Genomic DNA, 24,998 nt, shown 5'->3' with positions numbered 1-24,998 from the left:
ACGCTGTGCTCTGTCCTGTTTCTCATTCAACAGTGGAAAAAGGCTTTAGGTCAGGAATCGGCCCATACCGTGGCGGCGGAAATCGCCCGCTGCCATCCCTTGATGCTGCTCTGCACTTCCTCTGCCGGCAGCGCCGATTTGAAGCGCTGGTCGAGTTGCCATTGTCCTTGTACGTCGGCCGTGCTGCTCCAGTAACCAACCGCCAGGCCGGCCAGATAGGCTGCGCCAAGCGCTGTGGTCTCCGTGACCTTGGGACGAACCACGTCAACGCCGAGGATATCCGACTGGAATTGCATCAGCAGGTTATTGGCAGTTGCACCGCCATCGACACGCAATTCCGGAATCACTATGCCGGAATCGGCTTCCATTGCCTTCAGCACATCCATGGTTTGATAGGCGATGCTATCCAGCGCTGCTCTTGCGTAATGCGCCGACGTGGTGCCACGCGTGATGCCGAAGATGGTGCCGCGTGCGTGCGGGTTCCAGTGCGGCGCGCCGAGACCGGCAAAGGCTGGCACCAGATACACGCCGTCGCTGCTCTTGACGCTGCGCGCCAGGGCTTCGATTTCCGTGGAAGTCTTGATGATGCCGAGGCCGTCGCGCAACCACTGTACTACCGCGCCGCCGATGAAAATGCTGCCTTCCAGCGCATAGTTGACTTCGTTGCCGATTTTCCAGGCAACCGTCGTCAACAGATTGTTTTTCGAGGCGATCGGCTTGGTGCCGGTATTCATTACCATGAAACAACCGGTGCCATACGTATTCTTGACCATGCCCGGCTGCGTGCACATCTGGCCGAACAAGGCGGCCTGCTGGTCGCCTGCAATCCCGGCCAAGGGAATTTCCGAGCCGAATCCGGACATTTCAGTATGACCGTAGACTTCACTTGAGGAGCGTACTTCCGGCAGCATGCTGCGCGGCACGCCCATGATCTTGAGCAGCTCGTCGTCCCACTGCATGGTGTGGATATTGAACAGCATGGTGCGCGAAGCATTCGAGACATCGGTCAGATGCAGTTTGCCGCGCGTCATGTTCCACACCAGCCAGGTATCGACCGTGCCGAACGCCAGACGTCCCTGATTCGCCAATTGCTGTGCGCCTTCGACGTTCTTCAGTATCCAGCGGATCTTGGTAGCGGAAAAATATGAGTCCACCAGCAAGCCGGTCTTGGCACGAATGGTTTCGCCCAGGCCGTCCGCTTTCAGCTGATCGCAAAATTCTGCCGTGCGGCGATCTTGCCAGACGATGGCGTTATAGACCGCCTTGCCGGTTTCGCGATCCCAGACGATGGTGGTTTCGCGCTGGTTCGTAATGCCGATAGCGGCGATCGATGTGCCGTTCAGGCCGATGTTGGTGGAGGCTTCCGCAGCAACGCCAACCTGGGTGGACCAGATTTCCTGAGGATCATGCTCGACCCAGCCCGGCTGCGGATAGATCTGGCGAAATTCTTTCTGCGCTGAAGAAACGATATTGCCCTGGCGGTCGAACAGAATGGCGCGCGAGCTGGTAGTCCCTTGATCCAGGGCTAAAATGTATTTTTCTTTCAACTTGTCTACTCCAAGGTTGGTAAATCCGCCAGTGCGGATCGGGTTGACTTTGATCCGGCGACAAGGCTGGATCCGTCTTTTTTATCTGCCGGAATCATCTGCAAAAAAGAAACGTTGCCTGCAGATGATTCCGGGGTAAAACAGAAAAAACACAGTGGTCAATCGCAGTGATGAATCTTAAGCACGCATTGCAACTACCGGTTGCGCTTGCTCCTGCTCTTGCAACCAGGTCCGCAGTCTTTCTACCGCTACAGCATCGAGACGCAATCCCAGCTTGGAACGACGCCACAGAATATCTTCAACCGTCAGCGCCCATTCTTCGCGAATCAGATAGCGCACTTCCGCTTCGTACAGGTCTGCGCCGAACAGCTCGCCTAATCCGGTAACGTCGTGAATTCCCTCAAGCAAGCGCGCAGAGCGTGTGCCGTAAGCACCGGCGTAACGCGCCGCCAGGGTAGCCGGCAGCCATGCGTGGCGTTGCTGGAAAATCCTGTGGAACTCTGTGAAATTCGCGTTCGGAATATCGCCGCCCGGCAGCGGTTCATGCGCGGTCCAGTGCGATTTCATGTAGCCGAACAATGGCTGTAAATGCTCCATGACTTCTTCCGCCAAGCGCCGGTAAGTAGTGATCTTTCCGCCGAACACCGACAACACTGGCGCCAGGCCCGCTTCGTTACGCAGCTCAAGTTTGTAGTCACGCGTCACGGCGGAGGGATTGGCCACTTCCTCTTCGAGCAAAGGGCGAACGCCGGCATACGACCAGACCACTTGCCGGGGCGTCACGGCGACTTCGAAATAGCGGCTCACCGACTCGCACAGATAAGCGGTTTCCTCTTCGGAAATCTCGACCTTACCCGGATTGGCGCTGAACTCGACATCAGTGGTGCCGATCAGCGTGAAGTCTTTTTCGTATGGAATGGCAAAAACGATGCGTTTGTCGGGATTCTGGAAAATATAGGCGTGATCGTGATCGAACAAACGCTTGGTCACGATATGGCTTCCCTTGACCAGCCGGATATGATGCTGCGCCGGCGTATTCAAGGCGCCGTTCAACAGGCTGGCAACCCACGGGCCGGCAGCATTGACGACACAGCGCGCCTTGATCTCGGTGGTCTCGCCGGTTTGGGTCGACTGCAAGGTGGCGTCCCAATACTGTGCGCCTTGCTTAGCCTGGATCAAACGGGTTTTAGTAAGAATGGTGGCGCCGCGCTCCCTGGCATCCATGGCGTTCAGAACCACCAGGCGGGCATCTTGCACGGCAGCGTCGGAATAGACGAAGCCCTTGCTGATGGTTTTCTTGAGCGGCGCGCCGGCGACGTGCTTACGGAAATCGATGGTGCGGGAACCGGGAAGCAATTCGCGCTTGCTGAGGTGATCGTACAGGAACAGGCCGGCGCGTATCATCCAGGCCGGCCGCAGGCTCGATACATGCGGCATCACGAAGCGCAGCGGCGCAATGATATGTGGCGCCAGGCGCAGCAACAATTCGCGCTCTTGCAACGCTTTGCGCACCAGGCTGAATTCGTAATGCTCGAGATAGCGCAAGCCGCCATGGATCAGTTTGGTGCTGGCCGATGAGGTATGCGAAGCCAGGTCATCCTGTTCGCAAAGTAACACGCTCAGGCCGCGGCCCGCTGCGTCGCGCGCAATCCCGGCGCCGTTAACGCCGCCGCCCACTACCAGCAAATCTACAATTTCACCTGATGCCACAGCTATCTCCTTGTGTCGGTAACTCGCTCATCGGACAAGCTCGTTATTGCCAATTGGCAAAACGACATGCTTGCAATGTCACCGCACATCATAAAATATTTATATTCGAAAGTATATTGTTCGAATTCGAACATTGAAAATCATTTATATTTATTAAAAGCAATCCCGCGATAGGAATAATCTTATTTACGGATAGGCAATACCAATCCATCCACCTCGAAGGTGAATGGTCGTCATGTGCAAATAAGAGCGACGGCAGGAGATGGAGGGCGAGAGTGAGGTGACCCTCGCCAGAACGGGAATGACGGGGATTAAGCGGCTGCGTTACTGTCGGCGACAAATACGTCGATTTTCGCATCTGAAAAAATGTTGTTCATTTCCTCCGGCACAGGCTGGTCGGTAAACAAGGCATTGATCTTCGATATATCGCCCAGCCGCACCAGCGCCGGGCGGCGGAATTTGGAGTGGTCGGCGACTAGGAATACAGTGCGCGAATGCTCAATGATTGCTTCCGAAACCCGCACCTCGCGATAATCGAAATCGCGCAAGGTGCCGTCGGCTTCAATGCTGGAAATACCGATGATGCCGAAATCGACCTTGAAGCGCCGGATGAAATCGATGGTTTCTTCGCCGGTGATCCCGAGATCGCGCGCGCGCACCACGCCACCGGTGATGATCACTTCACAGCCGGGATAGCCGCTCATGATCGCCGCCACATTCAGGTTATTGGTGATCACGCGCAAATTGCGACGTCGGCTCAACGCCTTGGCCACCTCTTCGTTGGTGGTGCCGAGATTGATGAACAGCGTGGCCTGGTCTGGAATATGTTCAACCACCAGTGCAGCAATGCGGCGCTTCTCTTCCGAGTACAAACCCTGGCGCGCGCCGTAAGCGATATTTTCGGCGCTGGACGGCAGGCCGACGCCGCCGTGATAGCGCTGCAACAGGTTCAACTCTGCCAGCAGATTGATATCGCGCCGAATGGTTTGCTGGGTGATCTGGAAGCGCGTGGCCAAATGTTCTACCGTCATGAAACCGTCGCGCTGCACATAGCTCAATAACTCTTGCTGGCGGCTATTGAGCTGTTGCGCGGATATTTCTGGCTTGAACCCTGCTGGCATAAAACCTGTCCCGTACGATTTTTCAAAGACTTTTATTATGATGTGAATTCTGCGATATAGGGAGAATGCCGGCCAGATTGTATCGCACTGATCTCATGCACGGCCGTGGCTTTATCCGCTTACTTGCAAAATGGTAACGGTATCATTTTCATTGATGTTAAAATTTCGCCATGGAAAAAGAAACTCTACTGGATGCAGTCGTCGCCGATGTCACCGCCCGCCGCAAAGGCGGCCGCAAGACCGGAGGATTCACCTTGCGCGACGTCGCCAAACTGGCCGGCGTGGCCCCAATCACCGCTTCGCGCGCGCTCAACACGCCGGATGCGGTTTCCGCCAAGGTGTTGCAAAAAGTACAGGCCGCAGTACAGCAAACCGGTTACGTACCAAACTTGCTCGCAGGTGCACTAGCGTCGCAAAAAAGCCGCTTGGTGGCAGCCGTTGTGCCTACCTTGTCCGGCCCGATGTTCCTGGAAACCGTGGAATCGCTGACAGACACTTTGGCAGGAGCAGGCTATCAGGTCATGCTGGGTCAAAGCGGTTATGAAAATTCGCGCGAAGATGCGCTGCTGGACGCCATCATCGGCCGCCGTCCTGACGGCATTGTGCTGACCGGCATCAACCGTTCCGCGCAGGCGCGGCGACGCTTGCTCGCGAGCGGCATTCCGGTCGTAGAAACCTGGGATCTGACGCCGACCCCGGTCGACATGCTGGTCGGTTTTTCCCATGAAAAGATCGGCGCGGCGGTAGCTCAGTACCTGCACGCGGCCGGCCGCCGCCGGGTAGGCGCCATCTGCGCCAACGACGACCGTAGCCGTCGCCGCGCCAACGCCTTCTCCCAAGAAGCGATCCGGCTTGGCATGGCTATGGCGCAAGAAACCGAGATACCTTCCTGCGAAGTGGCGGCCCCTACCACGCTCGGCAACGGTCGCAGCGGCCTGCGGGCATTGCTAGCCCGCGCACCCGATATCGACGCCGTGTTTTGCAGTTCAGACCTGCTCGCTTTGGGCGTGATGATTGAAGCCCAAGCCAGCGGTATAAGCATTCCCAAACAACTGGCCGTCATCGGCCTGGGCGACCTGAGTTTTTCACTCGACTTGCAACCGCCGCTGACCACGGTGCGCATCGACGGCACCGCTATCGGCAGCACAGCGGCGCGCTTTATCATCGCCCGCTCCGAAGGAAAAAACGTCGCCGAACCGATCTGCGATATCGGCTTCAGCATCATAGAGCGCGCCAGCGTTTAATCCCTTTCGTTACAAAAAAAGTGATTGACAGCCAAAAATGGGACCGCTACCATTTGAATTTGGTAGCGGTCCCATTTTCTTAATACCGCATCTTGGAACCGGTTCGGGATGCGTTCGACACAAGCCCGCTCCTGCAGCATTAACAATTAGATTAGGACTTACGCAAAATTTCGCCAGCAAGGCATGCCGACGAAGATAGTACGAAGGTACAGCTAGGAGGCATAACGCCGCTGGCGGAATTTTGCGTAAGTCCTATAGATAACAATTCAGCCAGAGGCAGCCTTACATGATAACTTCGAGCACCAAGCCACCCGTCCCGAGCACGCCGCAGATCGTCGAAATGCGGGTAGTGCCGGTAGCCGGACGCGACAGCATGTTGCTCAATCTGAGCGGCGCCCATGGCCCCTACTTCACGCGCAACATCGTGATCTTGACTGACAGCGCCGGTAATATCGGTCTCGGCGAGGTTCCGGGCGGCGAACGGATCAGGCAAACGCTGGAAGACGCGCGCCCGCTGCTGCTAGGGAAAGCCATCGGCAACTATCAAGCGATCCTTAACAGCGCCCGCGCGGCGTTCAGCGACCGCGATGCCGGTGGCCGCGGCTTGCAAACCTTTGACCTGCGCATAGCGATCCATGCGGTGACGGCGCTCGAAGCCGCCCTGCTCGATCTGCTGGGAAAATTTCTTGACGTGCCGGTGGCGGCCTTGCTAGGCGAAGGCCAGCAGCGCGATGCGGTGAAGATGCTGGGCTATCTGTTCTACGTCGGCGATCGCAACGTCACCGACCTGCCTTACGCCAGCGAACCGGATGCCGGCGACGACTGGCTACGTTTGCGCCACGAGCCGGCACTGAATGCGCAAGCGGTGGTGGCGCTGGCGGAAGCCGCATACCAACGCTACGGCTTCAACGATTTCAAGCTCAAGGGTGGCGTATTACGCGGCGAGGATGAGATGGAAGCGGTAACTGCGCTCGCCGAACGCTTCCCGCAAGCCCGCATCACGCTCGATCCGAATGGCGGCTGGCTGCTGAAGGATGCCATCCGCCTGTGCCGCGACCAGCATGCCGTGCTAGCCTACGCGGAAGATCCTTGCGGCGCCGAGAACGGTTTTTCCGGACGCGAAGTCATGGCGGAATTCCGCCGCGCCACCGGCTTGCAGACGGCTACCAACATGATCGCCACCGACTGGCGCGAAATGGGCCATGCGATCCAGCTGCAATCTGTCGACATCCCGCTGGCCGATCCGCATTTCTGGACCATGCAAGGTTCGGTCCGGGTCGCGCAAATGTGCCATGAATGGGGACTGACCTGGGGCTCGCACTCCAACAATCACTTTGATATTTCGCTGGCGATGTTCACCCACGTGGCTGCCGCCGCGCCGGGCCATATCACTGCGATCGATACCCATTGGATCTGGCAGGATGGCCAGCGCCTGACCAAGGCGCCGCTGCAAATCGTCGGCGGTATGATCGACGTACCGAAAAAACCCGGCCTCGGCATCGAACTCGACCCGGCACAACTGGAAGCTGCGCATCAGCTCTACCGCAACATGGGGCTTGGCGCGCGCGACGACGCCATGGCGATGCAATACTTGATCCCTGGTTGGAAATTCGACAACAAGAAGCCTTGCCTGCTGCGCTAAGGCGCTCGACGTAGACCTATGACCCATGACCAGCCATAAGGTAGCACCATGATCCAGCAATTCGATTACCCCTTACACGTGATATGCGCCGATGGCGCAATCGTCGGTGAATCGCCGGTTTGGTCGCAGCGGGAACAGGCACTGTACTGGGTGGATATCCTGAAGCCAGCGCTATATCGTTTCGATCCGGCATCAGGACAGCGACAAAGCTGGGTGGCGCCCGCCTCCATCGGCTCGATCAGCCTCGCAAAGAACGGCAAGATTGTCGCCGCACTGCGTACCGGCTTTCACTGGTTCGATCCGGCCAGCGCGTGCTGGACCTTGATTGCGCATCCCGAGCCGCATATTTCGCACAACCGTCTCAACGACGGCAAGACCGGCCCGGACGGCGCGTTTTGGGCCGGCACGATGGACGACCGCGCAGACAAACAGGCTTGTGCTTCGTTGTATCGGCTGGCGCCAGACGGCAGCATCAGTGCGCACGGTAACGAACTGGTGGTATCGAATGGCCTGGCATGGAGCCCTGACGGCCGTACCATGTACCACTCCGATTCACGGCGCGCAGTGATTTACCGCTACGATTTCGATGTCGCCAACGGCACACTTGGCCCGCGCGAAGTGTTCGTGCAGATGCAACCTGAATGGGGGCGCCCTGACGGTGGCGCAGTCGACGTCGACGGCTGTTACTTGAGCTGCGGCATCACTGCCGGACGCATCAACAAATTCTCGCCGCAAGGTGAACTGCTGGGCTTTATCCCGCTGCCGGTATCGCGCCCCACCATGTGTGCATTCGGCGGCGCAGATCTGAAAACTATGTATGTCACCTCACTGACCGAAAACATGAAACCCGATGAACTGGCGCGGGAACCGCTGGCGGGCGCTCTGTTTGCTATAGACATGCCGGTCGCAGGTACACCCGTCGCGGAGTTCGGCATATGAAAACCATCGTCCTTACCGGCGCTGCCGGCAATATCGGCAAGGTCCTCAGGGAGCAATGGTCGGATGGTCGCTATCAGCTGCGGCTGAACGACATCAAACCGCTGGGCGAACTTGCCACGCATGAAACAGCATACATCGGCGATCTGCGCGATGCGGGCTTTTGTACAGAGTTGCTAAAAGGCGCAGACACCGTGGTGCACATGGCGGGCATCGGCACCGATCTGGAACTGGACCTGCTGATCGAGCACAATCTGAAAGCCTTGCTCAGTCTGTACCAGGCTGCCAGCACACATGCTGTACGCGTGATCTATGCCAGTTCCAACCATGCTATCGGCATGTATGCATCGGAGACCGACATCGACGAACATGCGGCAGTGCGGCCGGACAGCCTTTACGGCGTCAGCAAAGTCTGGGGAGAAGCGATCGCCAGGCTGTATTTCGACAAACATGGCGTTGAATCGATTTGCCTGCGTATCGGCTCATTCGAGACCGAGCCGTTCGAACGGCGTCATTTGCACACATGGCTGTCGCATGCCGATATGCAGCACCTGGTGGAGCGCTGTATCGAAGCGCTGCATCCGGGATTCCATATCATGTACGGCGTTTCGGCCAATACCCGCAACTGGTGGCGACAACGCGACAATCCGATTGGATATCACCCGCAAAGCAATGCGGAAGATTTTGCCGAGCGGATTGCCAGTATTCCGACCCGCGGCGGTCCACTGGCCGAGCTGTTCCAAGGTGGCGGTTTTGCAGCATCCGACTACACGAAAAAAACATGAAGACGCTTTTGCTGTCGCCCGAAATCAGCCTGAGTAAAGATGGCTGGCAACTGACGCTTTCGCCGTCCGCCGGCGGCCGCATCACTTCATTGCATTGTTCGCGCGACGGCCAGGTAACTGACTGGATCGTGCCTATGCAGGCGTACTGCCGTCAGCAGGGCTTTCCAGCAACGGCCTGGCCCAAGGCTGGCATTTATCCCTTACTGCCATTCTCCAATCGCATCCGCGCTGGAAAATTTTCCTGGGACGGGCTGGAAATCAGCTTGCCACTGCATCCGGGAGAACAACACGCGATGCATGGCTTCGGCCACACAGCTGAATGGCAATTACAGGATCGTGACGACAACAGCGCGAAAATGTTGTACCGCCATGCACCCGGCGCCAGTGGCTGGCCCTGGGCATTCATGGCGAAGCAGACGATCGTCCTGGAGGTCGGCGCACTCGCCATGCGGATGGAAATTACCAATGCCAGCGACGAGGCATTGCCGCCGATGCCGCTCGGCGTCGGCTTCCACCCCTATTTTCCACGACGGTTTGCACGGCATGTTGCGTTTGATGCGCAGCAGCTATGGCAAGCCGATGCGGAACATGTCGCAATCGGCGTAGGCGACATTCCCGCCCGGCAGAATTACCGCAACGCACGCCGGATTGCACCAGATGAAGAAATGACGCTGTACTACGGCGGCTGGCAACGGCACGCCGACATGGCGGACGATCACGGTAACCGGATCGTCATGACAGCGTCTCCGCTGCTGTCGCATCTGGTGTTGCACGCACCGAAAGCGCTCGATTATTTCTGCCTTGAGCCGGTGAGCCATGTCGCCGACGCTGTCAACCTGGCGCAGGCAGGCTTTGCCGACACCGGTTTGCAGCGCTTACCGTGCGGCCATACCTTCAGCTGCGATATGCGGCTGGATTTTTTTGATAGCGGGAGCACTCCGGAAGCACCATGACGCCTGTCAGGCGATCACCTATAAAAACTAACCGAGACAAAAAATATGAAACACATCAAAGGTCTGCGCTGGTGGATTATCGCCCTCGTTTGTTTTGGCACCATTCTTAACTACATATCGCGCAACTCGCTGGGCGTCCTGGCAGACACGCTGAAGCACAATCTGGGATTCAGCACCAAGGAATATTCCTATGTGGTCGCGGCCTTCCAGGTCGCCTATACCATCATGCAGCCGGTATGCGGCTACATCATCGATTTTCTCGGTTTGAAAGTCGGCTTTGCCTTGTTTGCCGCGGCCTGGTCTGTAGTCGGCATGCTGCACGGCTTTGCCACCGGCTGGATGTCGCTGGCATTCTTCCGCGGCATGCTGGGCCTGACCGAAGCAGTGGCGATACCGGCCGGGGTCAAGGCAGTCTCGGAGTGGTTTCCTAAACAGGAACGCTCGGTGGCGGTAGGATATTTCAATGCAGGCACTTCGATGGGCGCCGTGATCGCGCCAGTGCTGGTGGCGTGGCTGCTGTACAAGCACAGCTGGCAGGCTGCATTCATCGTGACCGGTGCGCTGGGCTTCATTTTCTCCGGCTTGTGGTTCTTCTTTTACCGCGCCCCTAAAGATCATCCTAACCTGTCCGATTCGGAACGCGCCTACATTCTATCCGGCCAGGAAAGCATTGCCGAGAGCAACGCGCACGGCAAGCCATCCATCAAGACGATCGTCAAGACGCGTCGCTTCTGGGGTATCGCAATCACTCGCTTCCTGGCGGAGCCGGCCTGGCAAACCTTCAATTTCTGGATTCCGCTGTACTTCATTTCCGTGCGCGGGATGAACCTGAAAGAATTCGCCATCTTCGGCTGGATGCCTTTCTTTGCCGCTGACATGGGCGGCATCCTGGGCGGCTATCTGTCGCCGTTCCTGATGAAGCATTTCAATTTCAAACTGGTGAATTCGCGCATCGCCGGCATCGCCACAGGCGCCGTATTGATGACCAGCGTCGGTTTTGTCGGCTACGTAGAGAGCCCTTATCTCGCCATTGCGCTGTTTTGCATAGGCGGCTTTTCGCATCAAATGATTTCCGGCCTGGTCAATACCATGACCGCGGATGTCTTCAATACCCGTGAAGTTGGTACGGCGAACGGACTGACCGGCATGATCAGTTGGATTGGTGGCCTGTCGTTCTCGCTGCTGATCGGACAACTGGCTGAATCGGTAGGCTATACCCCCTTGTTTGCGGCGCTGGGGATGTTCGACGTGGTCGGCGTAACGATCCTGTTCCTGCTGTATCGCGGCTATCAAGATAACAGCACTGCGATGTCCAAGAACTGACGTCCGGAAACTGAACAAAGATTATTGGAGATTTGCATGTCGGTTAATCACATTCCTGAATTCCATCTGGCAGAGCGGGACGGCGCAACGTTGACGCTGAAGAGCGCTGATGGCCATGTTGCGCATATCTTCCTACTGGAACAAGACATCATCCGCGTCATGGTGCTGCCGGACGCAACGCTACATTTTCCACGCACCTGGGCCATCGCTCCCGGAACACAGCATTGTCCGCTAGACGGACGCGAACGCTTCTCGCTCGCAGGTTTTTCCCAGCCTGGCTACATCCTCACCGATACTGCCGGCGCCTTGCAGATACAGACTGAAAAGATCCGCCTGACGGTGCAGCTGAAAGGCCTGTTCTGCAGTTGGGAAACCCGACCGGACGGAGATTGGAAACTAGTTGCGCAGGATCGCAACACACAGCATCTGAATTTCGATTACTGGGACGACAAGGTCTATCATTACCTGAAACGCGATGCCGAGGACGATATGTACTTCGGACTGGGCGAACGCAGCGGTGACAGCAATCGCCACGGCCGCAGTTATTCGCTGAAAACCATCGACGCGATGGGCTACAACGCTAGCAGTACCGACGCCCTGTACAAGCACATTCCGTTCTACATCACCTGGAGCAAGAAGCAGAAAACAGCTTTCGGCCTGTTCTACGACACTCTGTCCGAAGGCAAGCTGGACATGGGTTGCGAGCTCGACAACTATCACGGCCACTATCGCTACTTCGTCGCCGAGCATGGCGACCTTGATTACTACTTCATCGCCGGCGACAACATGGAACAGGTGGTGCGGCGTTACACCTGGATGACCGGCAAGCCGGCGTTCACGCCGAAGTGGGGCCTGGGTTATTCCGGTTCGACCATGAGCTATACCGACGAGCCGGACGCCCAGGAAAAAATGAATGAATTCCTGGTGAATTGCGAACAGCACGATATCTTGTGCGAGTCGTTTCACCTTTCTTCGGGTTACACCTCGATCGGCAACAAGCGCTACGTATTCAACTGGAACCGGGACAAATTTCCAGATCCGCACGCTTTTGCGCAACACTACCTGGAGCATGGCGTGCGCTTGTGCGCCAACATCAAGCCCTGCCTGCTGCAAGACCATCCGCGCTTCTCCGAAGCCGAGAGCCTCGATCTATTCATCAAAGACCAGGATGGCAAGCCGGAAATGGTGCAGTTCTGGGACGAGGTCGGCGCCTATCTGGATTTCACCAATCCGGACACCATCGACTGGTGGAAACGGGCGGTGACTACTTCCTTGCTGGAATACGGCATCACAAGCACCTGGAACGACAACAATGAATTCCAGGTATTGAATCCGCAAGCCACCGTCCATGGTTTCGGCCATCCGTTCAAGGCGGTCGAGGCCAAGGGCTTGCAAACCATGCTGATGATGGCCGCTTCGCAAGAGGCGCAAACCGAGTTTGCTCCTGAAAAAAGGCCCTATCTGGTGTCGCGCTCAGGCGCCGCCGGTATGCAGCGTTATGTCCAGACCTGGTCGGGTGACAATTACACATCGTGGCAGACGCTCAAGTACAACATCAAGATGGGGCTTGGCCTGGCGCTGTCCGGCATCTCCAACACCGGCCACGACGTCGGCGGCTTCAGCGGTCCGGCGCCAGGTCCGGAGCTGTTGTTGCGCTGGGTCCAGTTCGGCATATTCATGCCGCGTTTTTCGATCCATTCCTGGAACGACGACAAGACCGTCAACGAAGCATGGATGTATCCGGAAATCACGGGCGCCATCCGTAACCTGCTGAAGCTGCGCGCTTGCCTGACACCTTACTTCTACGATCTTCTTTGGCGTTATCACCAGCACTACGAACCGATGATCAAGCCGACTTTTCTGGCCTTCCCGGACGATCCGAAGTGCTATGCGGAAAACGACGACATGCTGGTCGGCGCCAATCTTCTACTGGCCGCAGTCGTCGAACCGGGCCAGAAAAGCCGCGCCATTTATCTTCCGGCAGGCGCAGACTGGTACGACTTCTGGAGCGGCGCGCATCATCGTGGCGGACAAGAAATCGCGCTGCCGGCAGCTGGCGAACAGCCGCCGTTGCTGGCCCGCGCAGGCAGCGCCATCGCCGTCAATGTCGCAGAACAACACTTCAACCAAGCCGCGCACCAACAAGGCTTCATGGTTTTCCCGCATCAGTTCGACGGTAGTTTCGATACCGAATTTTTCGATGACGACGGCGATAGCAATGCCTACGTCGACGGCAAGAGCAGCATGTGGAAAATCCGCGTACACAGCACGACATCGACCTTGGAGATCAATCTTGAATGCACTGGAATCCAACCGACATCCGACTTCGTAACACTACTTTTACCGCAGCACGAAACACGTCAGGTAGTAACTGGCGCCACTACTATTTCAGGAGATGCCATCGTCAACCAGCGCCGCGAAATAACATTGAAAATCAAATCGTAATCCAAGCCAAAGCTATCCAACATATAAAAATCGACAGCACGCTGCTTCGGTTAAAACAGTAACACCTCGGAGGAGACATGAAATACAACACACTCACATTATTGCTGGCAACGGCCGCGATCAGCGGCGTCGGTTATGCGCAAGCACAAACCAGCGTCACCATCTATGGCACGGCTGATGCGGCAATTGTTTATTCAAGCAATCAGCGCGGCAATTCCAACACCTATATGAACAGCGGCAATCTGAACGCCAGCAAACTAGGCTTTATGGGCAGCGAAGACCTGGGTGGCGGCAGCAAGGCCATTTTCACCCTGGAGCAAGGCTTCAGCATCAATACCGGTGCCCAGAGCGACGCCACAAAGGCGTTCAACCGCCAGGCTTTTGTCGGCCTGAGCGATGCCAGATACGGTACGTTCACACTCGGCCGCCAGTACACGCCATACTGGCGTTATGTCGGTGGACTGGGGCCGACAGGCGTGCTGACCGGCGCCACCGGCGCACATCCCGGCGATCTTGACGGCCTCGACACCACCATACGGATTAACAATTCGCTGGTGTATGCAAGCCCTGTGATTTCGGGTTTCCAAGCCAGCGCCTTGTACGGTTTTGGAGAAAACGCTGGCAATATCAGCGCCGGTAATTCTTCCAGTGCGGCATTGCGCTATGACTACAACGCGCTGAGCCTCGCCTTGGGATACGTCAAGCTGACCAATAATAATCTCAAGGGCTTTGCTCCGTGGGATCCGAATGTCACTTCAGGCAGCTATGCCCAGTCTCCGGTCAATGCCGGTTATGCCTCCGCCAGATCGGTGCAGATGATTGCGGCTGCGGCGCGCTACAACCCGTCGGACAAATGGATGCTGGGCCTGAATTTTTCAAATGTCCAAATGACGCCGGGAACCGCATCGCTGTTCACGCACCAGGCGACTTTCAATACTGCCGGGCTGATATCAACCTACAAGCTGACACCGGCAATCACGCTGGCAGCCGGTTATAGCTACACCCGCGAATCGGCAGCGAACGGTATCAGCGATCCGGCGCGTTATCAGCAACTTTCGCTTGAACAGACCTACGATTTTTCCAAGCGCACGGCGCTGTATTTCTTGCAGGCCTATCAACGGGCGCGCGGCCAGACCTTGGGCGCCAATGGCGTGACGCCGGTCAATGCAGTGGCGGTTGTCGGCGATTCGCAAAATGGTTCGCCGTCTTCGAATGGCAAGCAATTCGTGGGAGCTATCGGCATTCGCCATCAGTTCTAACTATCAGTTCCAACTGAGGGGCATGTAGGCCGGATGACGCTGCGTTCTTCCGGCCTACACGCTTTTATTCCCACAAAGCGCCTGATCCAGCAGCTCTATCCAATGCCTGACTGGAGTCTCCGTTCCCGATTGCAGATGCGTCAGGCAGCCGATATTCGCCGACACGATCATGTCGGGCTGGGTAGCCTGTAAATTTTCCAGTTTGTTATCGCGCAAGCGATACGACAGTTCCGGCTGCAATACCGAGTACGTACCGGCCGACCCGCAACATAAATGACTGTCCGCGCATAATTTCACGTCGACGCCGACGCCACGCAGAAGACCTTCGACTTTGCCGCGGATTTGCTGGCCGTGCTGCAAGGTGCACGGCGGATGATAGGCGACACGCTGGGAAATTTTTCCGCTCAGCTTCTGCTGCAGTTCAATTTCAAACTCCGGCAGGATCTCACTCAAATCCTTGGTCAACGCTGAAATGGCTTTTGCCTTCACTGCATAGAGAGGATCCGCGGCCAGCAAATGGCCGTATTCCTTTACGGTGACGCCGCAACCAGACGCCGTCATCACGATCGCTTCCACACCCTGTCCATTGCTGCCAATGACATAAGGCCACCAGGCATCGATATTGCGACGCATGTCGTCGAGGCCGCCTTGCTGGTCATTCAAGTGATAGCGGATCGCTCCGCAACACCCGGCTTTCGGCGCCACCAGCAACTGCACTTCCAGTGCATTCAGCACTCTGGCGGTTGCGCTATTGATATTCGGCGACATCGCCGGCTGTACGCAACCGTCAAGCAACAGCATCTTGCGCGCATGTTCCCGCTGCGGCCAGATGCCGGCATTCTGTTTTTCCGGTATCTTGTTTTTCAATTTCTGCGGCAGCAAGGGCCGCAACAACTGGCCGCTGGCCATCGCCGGCTTGAACAGCCATTGCCGCGGCAACAATTCCTTGAGCACGGTACGGGTGATTTTCTGTGCAAGCGGACGGCCGACCTGCTTCTCTACCACCTTGCGGCCAATGTCCAGCAAACGTCCATATTCGACGCCCGATGGACAGGTCGATTCGCAATTGCGGCAAGTCAGGCAACGGTCCAGATGCGTTTGCGTCTTGGCACTGGCTGGCTTACCCTCCAGTACCTGCTTGATGAGATAGATGCGCCCGCGCGGCCCATCCAGCTCATCGCCCAGCAATTGATAGGTTGGACAGGTCGCGGTACAAAAGCCGCAATGCACGCAGGCGCGCAAGATCGCATCGGCTTCCTTGCCATCGCGGGTGTTCTTGATGAAATCGGCTAGATTGGTTTGCATGGAGGCGTTTTCTAGAAATCCGGATACATACGGCCGCGATTGAAGATTGCCGACGGATCGAAGCTGGCTTTCAAATGGCGATGAATTTGAGCGACGACAGGCGCCAATGGCTGAAACGCACCGACATCTTTGTCGGCGCCGCGGAACAGCGTGGCATGGCCACCGGCGTCACTCACCACGCTGCGAATCATCGCTGCTTCCGCTGCCGTGCCGGACTCGGAAATCAGCCAGCGCTGCGCTCCACCCCATTCGATCAAGGTACTTCCGCTCAAGGCCAGCGGCGCGGCGGTCGACGGCACAGATAAGCGCCACAAGGCCTTGTCTGTGGCACCCGCAAAATATGGATGCGTCTGCTCGCGCAAGACTTGCCAGAATTCGCCGGCATTGGCAACGATATCGCCGCCGAGCTTTTTTTCTGCCGCGTGCACAGCGGCCTCGGCACCTGCCAGCCTGATTGTCAAACTACCGTCATGCCAGCAGCTGGCGGTAATCGGCAAGGGTTGGCCGCCCCATTGATTGAGGTTGCGAATCGCCTCGGCCTCACTCATCGAAAAGCGACGGCTGCTGACGGCAACCGGGAGCGGCAGTACTTTTATAGAGGCTTCCAGTATCAAACCCAAGGTCCCCAGCGAACCGGCCAGCAAGCGCGAGACATCGTAGCCCGCCACGTTCTTCATGACCTGGCCACCAAAGTGCAGAACCTCGCCTTTGCCATCCATCAGCACCGTGCCCAATACAAAATCGCGCAAGGCGCCAACTGCCTGCCGCGATGGTCCGGACAAGCCGCTGGCTAGCATGCCGCCGAATGTTGCGTCATTGCCGAAATGCGGCGGCTCGAACGCCAGCATTTGCTGATGCTGCGCCAGCAGCGCTTCAATTTCAGCCAAGGGAGTGCCGCAACGGGCAGTGATCACCAGTTCAGTCGGCTCATAGTCGACCACTCCGCTGTAGCCCCGCGTATCCAGCACGTCGCCTTGCACTTGCTGCCCGTACCAGTGCTTGCTGCCGCCGCCACGGATCTCCAGCATGCGATGACCCGCGGCGGCGTCAAGAATCTGCGCACGTGCCTGGTCTTTAAATTGTTGTGGGTCCATAGCTTAAAACCGAGGTAAATCAGGAAACTTGATTAAGCCGCGCTGTACGTGCATTTTTCCGTACTCGGCGCAACGCTGCAAAGTCGGAATCGCCTTGTCCGGATTCAACAGGAATGCTGTGTCGAATGCGCGCTTGACGTTGAAGAACGCCTCTCGCTCCAGCGGCGAAAACTGCACGCACATCGAGTTTATCTTTTCAATGCCGACACCGTGCTCGCCGGTGATGGTGCCACCGACAGTCACACACAACTCAAGAATCTCAGCACCGAATTCTTCGGCGCGATGAAATTCACCGGGTACATTGGCATCGAACAAAATCAAGGGATGCAAATTGCCGTCACCAGCATGGAACACATTGGCGCAGCGCAAACCGTATTTACTTTCCATCTGCTCGATGCCAAGCAACACCTGCGCCAGATTCTTGCGCGGGATGGTGCCATCCATGCAATAGTAATCGGGAGAAATCCGGCCGGCGGCCGGGAAGGCGTTCTTGCGGCCGGACCAGAAGCGCAGGCGCTCGGCTTCCGAGGTCGAGACTTCAATCCGGGTTGCACCGCTGGCGCTGAGAACATCGCTCATGCGGGCGATTTCCTCTTCCACTTCTTCGGTGGTGCCATCCGATTCGCACAACAGGATCGCTGCGGCGTCGGTATCGTAACCGGCCTTGACGAAGGGTTCCACCATCCGCGAGCTGGTGCGGTCCATCATTTCCAGTCCGGCCGGAATGATGCCGGCGGCAATCACGTTGGCCACCGCATTGCCGCTAGCGACCGCGTCGTCGAACGATGCCATGATGACACGCGCTGCTTGCGGCTTAGGGATGAGCTTAACCGTCACTTCGGTCACCACGCCAAGCATGCCTTCCGAACCGATGAAAACCGCCAGCAGATCCAGCCCCGGCGCATCCAGCGCGCCGCCGCCCAGTTCGACGATCTCGCCATCGATAGTGACCATCCGGACCCGCAGCACGTTATGCACCGTCAAGCCGTATTTGAGGCAATGCACGCCGCCGGAATTCTCGGCGACATTGCCGCCTATGGTGCATGCAATCTGCGAAGACGGATCCGGCGCGTAGTACAGATTATGCGGCCCCGCGGCCTCGGAAATCGCCAGGTTGCGCACGCCCGGCTGCACCACGGCGGTGCGCGCATAGGGATCGAGTTTGACGATACGGGTGAATTTGGCGGTAGACAGCACTACGCCGTCAGCAATCGGCAAGGTGCCGCCCGAGAGGCCGGTACCAGCGCCACGCGGCACGATCGGAACCTTGAGGTCGCGGCAAGTCTTGAGAATCGCTATCACCTGCGCTTCGGTTTCAGGCAAGGCGACCACCATCGGGCTTTGGCGGTAAGCGGCCAGGCCGTCGCATTCGTAGGGACGCGTATCTTCGTCGTTGAACAGCAGTGCATGCGGCGGCAGCAAGGTACGCAGCGCCGCCACCACTTGCTGCTGGCGGGCGGGGTCGAAAGCTGATTCAGCGGCGTTTGAAGCAGGCGCTGCGGCTGGCAAGTTCATGCTGGCGTCCCGGCTGTTGTGTGATTATTGACAGGTATCCAAGCAAGTATAAGGCCATTGTGAAGCCGGCAAGGCGCTTTCCTGTCGATTCCGCCTGAAAACCTTGCATGCCGCCTGTGAAATATTTTCAGCCATTGCCGAGCGCAACCGGGGCTTGTTCACATGCGGCTGAAGGTACTTTTCATCCAATGGATAAATGTCGTCACTTCCGGCCGTTCCTGCGGCTTTTGCTGGTACACCAGATAGTAGGCATGCGGCGGCGAAGTGAGGCTGATGTCGAACAACTGCACCAGCTTGCCTTGTTCAATCAGTTCCCGCGCAAAATGCTTGCGCGTCAGGCCGACGCCGTGGCCATGCCGCACCAGTTCCAGCAACAAACCCAGATCGTCGGCGCGCAAACCCGAGGACGGTTCCGACCAGTCCAGTCCGGCGGCCTGAAACCAAGGTTGCCAAGGCTCTAGCGCCGAGCGCAGCAAACTGGCCTTGCGCAGGTCGGCAGGATGATTTAGCGGGCCGATCTTTTTCAGGTATGCCGGGCTGGCGACGGCGAAAGTCGGCTCTTCGAACAGCTTCTCGGTCGTGGTATTGGGATACTTGCCGGCGCCAAAACGTACTTCCAGATCGCTCTCGGTCAGGCTCAGGTCGTACAGCGGCACCGACAGGAATATTTCCACCACGATATCAGGATGGAGATCGACAAATCCCTGCAGATGCGGAATCAGCAACTGCCGCGCAAACGTCGGCGGCGCGGTGATCTTGACGCGTGGCTGCACCTGCACGTGCCGTTGCGGTAGCGGAAATTCAGTCAGGGTGCGCAAGGCGTTGCGCACCACTTCCAGATAACGATGGCCGAATTCCGACAGGGCCACCGTGCGCCCTTCGCGCGAAAACAGGCGTTCGCCGACAAAATCTTCCAGCAAACGGATCCGGTGCGACAGCGCCGAGGGTGTAATGCAAAGCTCTTCTGCCGCCAGCGCGAATGAATGATGGCGCGCGGCAGCTTCAAAAGCGGACAAGGCATGCACCGGCGGCAAGCGATTGACCAAGGGCGTTTTATTCGACATGGCTGATTTTTTCGCTGGACTTACCACCGGATGATCTTGCCGGGATTCATGATGTTCTTGGGATCGAAGGCGTGTTTCAGCGCGCGCATGGTGGCGATCGCTTCAATCCCATGTTCTTCGATCAGGAAATCCATCTTGTGCAAGCCAACTCCGTGCTCGCCGGTGCACGTGCCGTCCATGGCAATGGCGCGGCTCACCATGCGCGCATTGACGCCCTCGGCGCGTGCGATGTCGGCAACGTCATTCGGATCGACCAGCATCTGCGCATGGAAATTGCCATCGCCGACGTGGCCGATAATCGAGTACACCATGCCGTTCGCTTCGCAGTCGGCTTTGGTGTCGAGTATGCACTCCGCCAGGCGCGAGATCGGCACGCAGCAATCGGTAGAAATCGCGCGGCTGCCCGGCCGCAATTGCAGCAAAGCGAAATAGGCATTGTGGCGGGCAGTCCACAAACGAGACCGGTCTTCCGGCAGGGTTGCCCATTCGAAACCGGTGGCGTGATGATCGGCAACGACTTCCTGGACGATTTCAGCTTGTTCCTTTACACCATTCTCGCTGCCATGGAATTCAAACAGCAGCAAGGACTGTTCCGGCAGCGCCAGCTTGGAATACGCGTTGATGGCGCGCACGCCGTTCTCATCCAGCAGCTCTACCCGCGCAATCGGCACGCCAAGCTGTATGGTCTGGATCACTGCATTGACTGCATCGGCGATATTTTCAAATGAACATACCGCAGCAGAAATGGCTTCCGGCTGCGGATACAACTTGACCGTCACTTCGGTGATCACGCCCAGCGTGCCTTCGCTGCCGACAAAAATCCGCGTCAGGTCGTAACCCGCCGCCGATTTCTTCGCGCGCGTACCGGTCTTGATGATGCGGCCGTCGGAAGTCACCACGGTTAGCGCAAGCGTGTTCTCCCGCATGCTGCCGTAGCGCACGGCATTGGTGCCGGAAGCGCGGGTGGCCGCCATGCCGCCGATCGAAGCGTCAGCGCCCGGATCGATCGGGAAGAATAGTCCGCTATCCTTGATTTCGTGATTCAGCTGTTTGCGGGTAACGCCGGCTTGCACCGTTGCCGTCAAGTCTTCTGCATGGATTGCCAGCAACCGGTTCATGCGCGTCAGGTCGATGCTGATACCGCCCTGCAACGCCAGAACATGACCTTCCAGCGAGGTGCCGCTGCCGAAAGGAATGACCGGGGTCTGGTGTTCGCTGCACAGCTTGACCACCGCCGCCACTTCTTCAGTGGTTTCGGCGAACACTACCGCATCGGGCAGCATGGGGTCATACGAAGATGCGTCGCGGCCATGCTGGTCGCGCATTGCCAGGGCAACCGAGAAACGCTCGCCAAGCAAGTCTTTGAGGGACGTCAACAAGGCTTCGGGCGGTGCTTTCTTCAAAGCGGCGAGATCGGTGATGTGATTCATGGGCAAGTCTCCTTATCCATGAATTTTACTCTGCAGCTGCATACAGCGCTGGTGTACAGTACCAGCATTGCTATTTCATCTTGAATATACTGAAACTCATGGGTAACCGACTTTCCAAGATCGCCACGCGTACCGGCGACAAAGGCAGCACCGGCCTCGGCGATGGCAGCCGCGTCGATAAAGACAGCCTGCGGATCCAGGCGATCGGCGATGTCGATGAATTGAATTCGCAACTGGGCTTGCTGCTTTGCGACAAACTGGATCCTGCGTTGCGGGAGACCTTGCTGTCGATACAACACGATCTTTTCGATCTTGGTGGTGAACTATGCATTCCGGGCTATACGCTGATCGTCGATGCGCAGGTCGCACGGCTAGACGCATTACTGGAAAAGTACAATGCCGACCTGCCGCCACTGAAGGATTTCATCTTGCCTGGCGGTAGCCACGCGGCGGCGCTGGCGCATGTATGCCGCACCGTTTGCCGTCGTGCGGAACGCAGCATTGTCGGCCTGGGCAAAAGTGAAACGGTGAGCGAGCCGGTACGGCAGTATGTCAATCGCTTGTCGGATTTGCTGTTCGTGCTGTCGCGGGTGTTGAACCGGATGGATGGCGGCAGCGATGTGCTGTGGCAGAAGGACAGAATACGGGGCGTCTAAAAAAAGGGCCTGGCGACGTAGCCAAGCCCTTTTCGGCAACCATCGGTTTTACTGGTTGCCTGTGCTGAGCACGTTACTTGAGCACGTTGCGCTTATCGTGTTCGATCAGCGCGTAGGCCGAATGGTTGTGGATCGACTCGAAATTTTCAGCTTCCAGAACGTAGGCTAAGACACGCGGTTCGTTGTTCAGGGCCACCGCCACATCGCGCACCAGGTCCTCGACAAATTTCGGATTTTCGTAAGCGCGCTCAGTCACGTATTTCTCATCCGGGCGCTTCAAAAGACCGAACAATTCACAGGAAGCTTGCGCTTCGATGCGGGCAATCAGTTCATCTACCTGGATTTCACCATCCAGAACCGCATTGACAGTGATGTGCGAGCGCTGGTTATGCGCGCCATAAGCTGAAATCTGTTTCGAGCATGGGCACAGGCTGGTCACCGGCACCATGACTTTGAGGCTGATTTCCAGCTTTCCCCGGTTGATCTCGCCGGTCAGGCCGACCTCGTAATCCATCAGGCTTTGCACGCCGGAAACCGGCGCGGTCTTGTTGATGAAATACGGGAAGGTCAGTTCGATGCGGCCGCGCTCGGCGTCCAGTAACGTAACCATCTCGCGCATCAGTTCGCCGAACGATGCCACATCCAGCGGACCTTCCATACCTTCCAACAGCGCGATAAAGCGCGACATGTGAGTGCCCTTCTGCTGCTCAGGCAAATGCACGTACATGTTCCAGCTGCCGATGGTCGCTTGCGCTGCGGCGCCGGTACGCACCGTCAACGGATAACGCACGCCTTTGACGCCGACGCGCTGGATCGCCAGGCGGCGGGTGTCGACGCTACTTTGCACGTCTGGGATCGTCAGATTCTGGTCACGAGTATTCATTGAATGTTTAACCTTTTGAGCAATAGACTGCCGTGGCGGTCTTATCCCGGCCCCGGTCATGCATCTTGCGGCACAACGCTGACGGGTAACCGGAATGATTGGAAACAAGCTGGCTTGAACGCTGCCGCTCCTTGCGACAGCGTCCTGGCTGGAACAACTGCGGACGCTAGGGCCCGCAAATTTCTGCGAGATTAATTCTGCAGGTTAATTCTGATTCACGACCAGACGCGGCTGGTCCTTGCCAAAGCGTTGCCGCACCGATGCCGCGATGCCCTCTGCATTCAGGCCGCATTGCGCCAGCAGCAGGCCGGCATCGCCGTGATCGATAAAGCGGTCAGGCAAGCCCAGATTCAGAATCGGCTTGACGCATGCGGCGGCGGCTAGCGCTTCCGCCACTGCAGCCCCGGCGCCGCCCATGATGCAGCCTTCTTCCACTGTCACCAACGCATCGTGGGTACGAGCCAGCTCCAGCACCAATTCCACGTCCAGCGGTTTGATGAAGCGCATGTTGGCGACTGTCGCCCCAAGCAATTCACCAGCGCCTAAACTCGGCGCCAGCATGGAGCCGAATGCCAGGATCGCGACACTCTGGCCCTGACGCCTGATCTCGCCTTTACCCAGCGGCAAAACGCTCAGCGCCGGATCGATGGCAACGCCAGTGCCGGCGCCGCGTGGATAACGCACTGCGGCCGGACCGTTATATTGATAAGCGGTAGTCAGCATCTGGCGGCATTCGTTTTCATCGGAAGCAGCCATCACCACCATGTTCGGAATGCAACGCAGGTACGCCAGATCGTAATTACCGGCGTGGGTTGCGCCATCGGCGCCAACCAGGCCGGAACGGTCCAGCGCGAAGGTGACATCGAGATTTTGCAGAGCGACGTCATGGATCAGCTGGTCGTAGGCGCGCTGCAGGAAAGTCGAATAGATCGCCACCACCGGTTTCAAGCCTTCGCAAGCCATGCCGGCGGCGAAAGTGACAGCGTGTTGTTCTGCGATGCCGACGTCATAGAAGCGCTGCGGATAACGCTTGGCGAAGGTATCCAGGCCAGAGCCGCCTGACATCGCCGGCGTGATGCCGATCAGCTTGTCGTCTTGCGCAGCCGTGTCGCACAGCCAGTCACCGAATACCTGTGTGTAGGTCATCTTGCTGGCTGCAGCCGGCTTGATGCCTTCGGCCGGATTGAATTTGCCTGGGCCGTGATACAGCACCGGATCGGCTTCGGCCAGCTTGTAGCCTTGGCCCTTCTTGGTCACCACATGCAGGAACTGCGGACCTTTCAGGTTCTTCAGATTCTGCAAAGTCGGGATCAGCGATTCCAGGTCATGGCCATCGATCGGGCCGATGTAGTTGAAACCGAATTCTTCAAACATGGTGGCAGGCACCACCATGCCTTTGGCATGTTCCTCAAAGCGCTTGGCCAGCTGGCGCATCGGCGCCGGCAGGATCGACTTGCCGACATTCTTGGCTTGCGCATAGAACTGGCCCGACATCAGGCGCGCCAGATAGCGGTTCAGGGCGCCAACCGGCGGCGAGATCGACATGTCGTTGTCGTTGAGAATCACCAGCATGTTGATGTCTTCATAGACACCGGCGTTATTCATCGCCTCGAACACCATGCCGGCAGTCATCGCGCCGTCGCCGATCACGGCAATCGCGTGGCGGTCGGTTTCGCCTTTGGTTTTGGAGGCCAGCGCCATGCCCAGTGCGGCAGAAATCGAGGTCGACGAATGGGCGGTGCCGAAGGTATCGTATTCGCTTTCGCTACGACGCGGAAATCCTGAGATGCCGTCGAGCTGGCGCAGCGTGTTCATGCGGTCGCGGCGGCCGGTAAGGATCTTGTGCGGATAGGTTTGATGGCCGACATCCCAGACAATGCGGTCTTCCGGCGTATTGAAAACATAGTGCAAAGCGATCGTCAGTTCCACCGTACCGAGGTTGGAAGACAGGTGGCCGCCGGTTTGCGACACCGATTCGATGACGAATTCGCGCAGCTCATCGGCCAGCGGTTTGAGTTGCGCCCGCGACAATTGTCGCAGGTCTGCCGGGCTGTCTATTGTGTTAAGTATTTCCATATGCCCTAAA

General features: G+C 57.6%; 19 protein-coding genes. 9 read left to right on the top strand and 10 right to left on the bottom strand.

What is annotated here, in order from left to right:
- Positions 1 to 50: 50 nt before the first annotated feature.
- The 3 genes from glpK to LT85_RS04195 all read right to left on the bottom strand — a co-directional run bounded on the left by glpK (position 51) and on the right by LT85_RS04195 (position 4,378).
- Entirely contained in the window at positions 51 to 1,547 is a 1,497-nt protein-coding gene (gene glpK, locus LT85_RS04205) for a glycerol kinase GlpK (RefSeq protein WP_038485657.1), read from the bottom strand.
- 177 nt (positions 1,548 to 1,724) lie between these two features.
- Complete coding sequence (gene glpD / locus LT85_RS04200; protein ID WP_052134637.1) at positions 1,725 to 3,257, bottom strand: glycerol-3-phosphate dehydrogenase; 1,533 nt, start codon at positions 3,255 to 3,257, stop codon at positions 1,725 to 1,727.
- A gap of 311 nt (positions 3,258 to 3,568) precedes the next feature.
- A complete protein-coding gene (locus LT85_RS04195) occupies positions 3,569 to 4,378 on the bottom strand; it encodes a DeoR/GlpR family DNA-binding transcription regulator (protein ID WP_052134636.1) in 810 nt (269 codons plus the stop codon).
- A 170-nt stretch (positions 4,379 to 4,548) separates the two neighbouring features.
- Between LT85_RS04195 and LT85_RS04190 the strand changes: the two genes are divergently transcribed.
- The 8 genes from LT85_RS04190 (at position 4,549) to LT85_RS04155 (ending at position 14,965) form a co-directional block, all read left to right on the top strand.
- Positions 4,549 to 5,622: a LacI family DNA-binding transcriptional regulator gene (locus tag LT85_RS04190; RefSeq protein ID WP_038485651.1), complete on the top strand. Its 1,074-nt coding sequence runs from the start codon at positions 4,549 to 4,551 to the stop codon at positions 5,620 to 5,622.
- 286 nt (positions 5,623 to 5,908) lie between these two features.
- Positions 5,909 to 7,264, top strand: coding sequence for a glucarate dehydratase (gene gudD, locus LT85_RS04185; protein WP_052134635.1), 1,356 nt, complete (start codon positions 5,909 to 5,911; stop codon positions 7,262 to 7,264).
- A 48-nt stretch (positions 7,265 to 7,312) separates the two neighbouring features.
- Positions 7,313 to 8,203, top strand: a complete 891-nt coding sequence (locus LT85_RS04180; RefSeq protein WP_052134634.1) for an SMP-30/gluconolactonase/LRE family protein — start codon at positions 7,313 to 7,315, stop codon at positions 8,201 to 8,203.
- A complete protein-coding gene (locus tag LT85_RS04175) occupies positions 8,200 to 8,985 on the top strand; it encodes an NAD-dependent epimerase/dehydratase family protein (RefSeq protein ID WP_038485649.1) in 786 nt (261 codons plus the stop codon). The genes LT85_RS04180 and LT85_RS04175 overlap by 4 nt, the downstream gene beginning before the upstream one ends.
- Positions 8,982 to 9,938 (top strand): aldose 1-epimerase, encoded by a 957-nt coding sequence (locus LT85_RS04170; RefSeq protein WP_052134632.1) that lies wholly within the window; start codon positions 8,982 to 8,984, stop codon positions 9,936 to 9,938. The genes LT85_RS04175 and LT85_RS04170 overlap by 4 nt, the downstream gene beginning before the upstream one ends.
- A gap of 45 nt (positions 9,939 to 9,983) precedes the next feature.
- Entirely contained in the window at positions 9,984 to 11,261 is a 1,278-nt protein-coding gene (locus LT85_RS04165; protein ID WP_038485646.1) for an MFS transporter, read from the top strand.
- A 36-nt stretch (positions 11,262 to 11,297) separates the two neighbouring features.
- A complete protein-coding gene (locus LT85_RS04160) occupies positions 11,298 to 13,706 on the top strand; it encodes a glycoside hydrolase family 31 protein (protein ID WP_038485643.1) in 2,409 nt (802 codons plus the stop codon).
- A gap of 77 nt (positions 13,707 to 13,783) precedes the next feature.
- Positions 13,784 to 14,965 carry a porin gene (locus LT85_RS04155; protein WP_038485640.1) on the top strand — a complete coding sequence of 394 codons (1,182 nt, stop codon included), beginning with the start codon at positions 13,784 to 13,786 and terminating at the stop codon, positions 14,963 to 14,965.
- A 54-nt stretch (positions 14,966 to 15,019) separates the two neighbouring features.
- On the opposite strand, the gene glcF is transcribed toward LT85_RS04155, so the two are convergent.
- From glcF to LT85_RS04130, 5 genes are all read right to left on the bottom strand, one after another.
- Positions 15,020 to 16,270 carry a glycolate oxidase subunit GlcF gene (gene glcF, locus LT85_RS04150; RefSeq protein ID WP_038485637.1) on the bottom strand — a complete coding sequence of 417 codons (1,251 nt, stop codon included), beginning with the start codon at positions 16,268 to 16,270 and terminating at the stop codon, positions 15,020 to 15,022.
- Between the two features lie 11 nt (positions 16,271 to 16,281).
- Positions 16,282 to 17,364, bottom strand: a complete 1,083-nt coding sequence (gene glcE, locus LT85_RS04145) for a glycolate oxidase subunit GlcE (RefSeq protein ID WP_038485634.1) — start codon at positions 17,362 to 17,364, stop codon at positions 16,282 to 16,284.
- Positions 17,365 to 17,367: 3 nt separating this feature from the next.
- Positions 17,368 to 18,879 carry an FAD-linked oxidase C-terminal domain-containing protein gene (locus LT85_RS04140; RefSeq protein WP_038485631.1) on the bottom strand — a complete coding sequence of 504 codons (1,512 nt, stop codon included), beginning with the start codon at positions 18,877 to 18,879 and terminating at the stop codon, positions 17,368 to 17,370.
- 158 nt (positions 18,880 to 19,037) lie between these two features.
- Positions 19,038 to 19,925, bottom strand: a complete 888-nt coding sequence (locus LT85_RS04135; protein ID WP_156117643.1) for a LysR substrate-binding domain-containing protein — start codon at positions 19,923 to 19,925, stop codon at positions 19,038 to 19,040.
- 38 nt (positions 19,926 to 19,963) lie between these two features.
- Positions 19,964 to 21,373, bottom strand: a complete 1,410-nt coding sequence (locus tag LT85_RS04130) for an FAD-binding oxidoreductase (RefSeq protein WP_038485625.1) — start codon at positions 21,371 to 21,373, stop codon at positions 19,964 to 19,966.
- A gap of 98 nt (positions 21,374 to 21,471) precedes the next feature.
- Between LT85_RS04130 and LT85_RS04125 the strand changes: the two genes are divergently transcribed.
- Positions 21,472 to 22,029, top strand: a complete 558-nt coding sequence (locus LT85_RS04125; RefSeq protein WP_038485622.1) for a cob(I)yrinic acid a,c-diamide adenosyltransferase — start codon at positions 21,472 to 21,474, stop codon at positions 22,027 to 22,029.
- A gap of 73 nt (positions 22,030 to 22,102) precedes the next feature.
- Here LT85_RS04125 and folE2 read toward each other — a convergent pair whose 3' ends face one another.
- Positions 22,103 to 22,912, bottom strand: a complete 810-nt coding sequence (folE2, locus tag LT85_RS04120; protein ID WP_038485619.1) for a GTP cyclohydrolase FolE2 — start codon at positions 22,910 to 22,912, stop codon at positions 22,103 to 22,105.
- 204 nt (positions 22,913 to 23,116) lie between these two features.
- Positions 23,117 to 24,988 carry a 1-deoxy-D-xylulose-5-phosphate synthase gene (gene dxs / locus LT85_RS04115; RefSeq protein ID WP_038485616.1) on the bottom strand — a complete coding sequence of 624 codons (1,872 nt, stop codon included), beginning with the start codon at positions 24,986 to 24,988 and terminating at the stop codon, positions 23,117 to 23,119.
- Positions 24,989 to 24,998: the final 10 nt, after the last annotated feature.

It is taken from the genome of Collimonas arenae, assembly GCF_000786695.1.
GTDB lineage: Bacteria > Pseudomonadota > Gammaproteobacteria > Burkholderiales > Burkholderiaceae_D > Collimonas > Collimonas arenae_A.
The sequence above is the reverse complement of the archived record's forward strand: the minus strand, read 5'-3'. Positions and strand labels throughout refer to the sequence as shown.